The sequence below is a fragment of the Peptoniphilus hominis (ex Hitch et al. 2025) genome (assembly GCF_040096015.1).
GTDB classification, from domain to species: Bacteria; Bacillota; Clostridia; order Tissierellales; family Peptoniphilaceae; genus Peptoniphilus_A; species Peptoniphilus_A hominis.
The window spans coordinates 1-2872 of record NZ_JBBMFO010000057.1 but is presented as its reverse complement, the minus strand read 5'-3'; the positions used below and the strand labels follow the sequence as shown (position 1 = coordinate 2872).

Annotated in this window: 6 protein-coding genes; 5 read left to right on the top strand and 1 reads right to left on the bottom strand. The window is 31.9% G+C overall.

Annotated features, from left to right (window positions below):
• Positions 1 to 110: 110 nt before the first annotated feature.
• Complete coding sequence (locus tag WMO19_RS09620) at positions 111 to 632, bottom strand: DUF3783 domain-containing protein (protein ID WP_349171646.1); 522 nt, start codon at positions 630 to 632, stop codon at positions 111 to 113.
• A 70-nt stretch (positions 633 to 702) separates the two neighbouring features.
• Between WMO19_RS09620 and WMO19_RS09615 the strand changes: the two genes are divergently transcribed.
• From WMO19_RS09615 to WMO19_RS09595, 5 genes are all read left to right on the top strand, one after another.
• Positions 703 to 1080, top strand: coding sequence for a hypothetical protein (locus WMO19_RS09615; protein WP_349171644.1), 378 nt, complete (start codon positions 703 to 705; stop codon positions 1078 to 1080).
• Positions 1081 to 1198: 118 nt separating this feature from the next.
• On the top strand, positions 1199 to 1639 hold the full coding sequence (locus WMO19_RS09610) for a LytTR family DNA-binding domain-containing protein (RefSeq protein ID WP_349171642.1): 441 nt from the start codon (positions 1199 to 1201) through the stop codon (positions 1637 to 1639).
• 9 nt (positions 1640 to 1648) lie between these two features.
• Positions 1649 to 2101, top strand: coding sequence for a DUF3021 domain-containing protein (locus tag WMO19_RS09605; protein ID WP_349171640.1), 453 nt, complete (start codon positions 1649 to 1651; stop codon positions 2099 to 2101).
• Positions 2102 to 2244: 143 nt separating this feature from the next.
• On the top strand, positions 2245 to 2502 hold the full coding sequence (locus WMO19_RS09600) for an AbrB/MazE/SpoVT family DNA-binding domain-containing protein (RefSeq protein ID WP_349171638.1): 258 nt from the start codon (positions 2245 to 2247) through the stop codon (positions 2500 to 2502).
• Positions 2502 to 2768, top strand: a complete 267-nt coding sequence (locus WMO19_RS09595; RefSeq protein ID WP_311566091.1) for a type II toxin-antitoxin system RelE/ParE family toxin — start codon at positions 2502 to 2504, stop codon at positions 2766 to 2768. The genes WMO19_RS09600 and WMO19_RS09595 overlap by 1 nt, the downstream gene beginning before the upstream one ends.
• The last annotated feature ends 104 nt before the right edge of the window (positions 2769 to 2872 follow it).

Below are 2872 nucleotides of genomic sequence, written 5' to 3'. Positions count from 1 at the left end.
CACCTACAAAGTATAGGTTAACATCCACTACAATTAGTTAATTAAATATTGTGTCCAGTTTTATGGGTACACATCATATTTTGCACCGATTATATTTTTCTTTTTCTCTTTTACTTAATATTTAATTTTTCTCTCAAATCTTTTATGGCTGAGTCAAGTTTTTCCTCGTCGAGTTCCCTATTTTTATTTTCTATGGCTCTTTCTACTAGGTCCATGAGTTCGTCGTCCTTGTCATCTTCAAGTCTATCTAAGGCAATTTTTACCAGCCCACCAAGCTCTCTAAATTTTGTGACAACTCTGTGCTCATCAGCAATGTGACCCATTAAAAAGGCAAATGTCCAGTTAGCATTAGTCTCTGTGAGGACGCACTTATGGTCCACCATTACTCCCTCTTTTTTTAGGGCAATTAAAAAGTCTTGCAAAATGTTCCTGTCGAAGTCAGAAAATACCATTAGTTTATTTTCATCTTCAACAATATCATTTTCTCTTAAATCTAAATCAAAGAGGTGGCCAACTTTTTTGTCTAAATTATTTTTTGCGATTTTATTTATTTCAATGCCAAATTCTCTCGCCACTTTTTCTGTGATTTTTGTCTTTTCTTCTTCTAATCCGTATAATAAAATTTTTTTCACTTTAACACCTCTCTTTTATTTTACCCAAATTTATTTTATTTATTGGGTATATTATGAATGAGGTGTTTTTATGAGATTAAATAAGGGTGACGAAGTTATATACGAAAGAGTTTTTACTGAAAAAGATTTGAGAGACTACGCAGCCAATGCAAACTTCTGGGGCAAGCACCACGAAAGTCCCAACGATAAGGGCGAGTACCTCTTGCAGGGTCTCTTAACTGCAAGTCTTACTAATAAAATTGGCGGCGACTACGATATTTTGATGTATCGCATGGAGTTTGATTTTATAAAAAAGGCTTACACTGGAAGAAAAATTAAGTGTGTAAACCTTGTTGAAAATGTAGAAAATAAGCGTGGCAAAAATTTTATCGACATAGTTTCTGACGTCTATGACGAAAATGGCGACCATCTCCTTCACGGATTTTTAAGGGGAATTTTATTAGATTAAGTGCGGGAAGCTTCCTGCACTTTTTCTTTTGCCACTTAGGTAAATTTTTTAACCACTTAGAGAAGTTTTATTTACTTTTTCTTTCCAAGGTTTATATTATAGGTAAAGGAGGTCAGAAATGGATTTTGAAATTAAAATTGATGAAAATTATAAGACGCCCAAGGCTCTCGTCTACACAGACAAAGTTACAGAAGAAGTTTTAAGGCTGAAGTCCTTTGTGCTAGAAAATTCTGAAAATTTGTTAATTGGTTTTCTTGATGAGAAGATAAAAATTTTAAAGCCTGCAAAAATTTACAGGATTTACACAGAGGATTCAAGGGTCTTTGCCGAATCTCTCCATGAAAAATATTTAGTGAAAAAGAGAATTTATCAGCTGGAAGAAATTTTGAAGGCAAAAAATTTTGTTAGGATTTCAAACTCTGAACTCATTAACCTAAACTTAGTTGATAGCTTTGACTTGTCCTACTCTGGAACTATTTCTGTCACTATGAAAAATAAATCCAAGACCTTCGTATCTCGAAGATATGTGAAAAAAATTAAAACTACTCTAGGTATATGAGGTGATTTTATGAAAAAAATTATTAGTCGAATGGTAAATGGTCTTTTGGTTTGTGAATTTGTTTTGCTTGTCATTTCCCTAATTATGTCCTATATTTTTACTGATGGGGATTTTTCTATTGCAAACCCAAGCTTAATAGAAAGTTCTAAGTCAGTCTTTGCGGCAAGCTTTTTGTCCATTTGTCTTTCTGGACTTCTTGGCATGGTCTTTGGCTTTGCCTCTGAAATTTTTGAAGAAGAAAAATTGTCAATACTTACAAGAACCATCATTCACTTTCTCTTAACTGCTTCCACCATGGTTTTTGTGGGTTACAAGCTCTACTGGTTCCAAAAGTCCTCTTTGTCCCTTGCCATCTTCCTTGGCATTTACCTTTTAATCTATCTTGTAATTTGGTTTGTTGAATACACACTTGCCAAGAGGGACATAGCAAGATTAAATGAAAAATTAAAAAATAATATGTAAAAAGATGCCAGCTTATGAAATAATTTCACGAGCTGGTCTTTTTTTACTTGTAAATTTTTTTGTAAATTTTTTTACTTGACTTATAAGATTTTCAGAAATATAATTTTGTTAGAAAGTATGATTTTCTAACAAAGGAGGATCTCATGTTAGTTGAATTAAAAGCAAAGTCACAAGTAACTATACCCAAGGATATTATTAATTCCATGAAATTAAGTCAAGGCGACCAGTTTGAAATCCTTGAAGACGATGGAAAAATAATACTTGTTCCCGTTGCAATTTATCCCAGCCATGTTATTGAAAATATAAAAGAATCTGTGGAAGAAATTAAAGAAAACATAAAAAATGGACAGCAACCAGTTTTTGATTCTCTGGATTCTTTATTTGAAGAGTTGGATAAATAATGTCTTTTAAAATTACCTATTCAAAAAATTTTTTAAAACATTATAAAAAGTTATCTAACGCAGAAAAAAATCAGTTTAAAAATAAATTAAAAATTTTTATAGAAAATCCTACTCACCCATCTCTAAGAACTAAAAAAATTAAAGGTTTAGACAATACTTGGGAATCATCAATCAATATGGACATAAGAATTATTTGGTTCTACCAAGATGACGAACTTATTTTTTTAATCGATATAGGTCACCATGATATTTTAAATAACTTATAATTTATTGCATAAAAAGTCCACATCAGCTTTGTGGTGACCCCATAAAGTTGGACCTAATACCAGGACTGGTAGTTTACTAGTTCTGGTATTATTTTATTACTTTC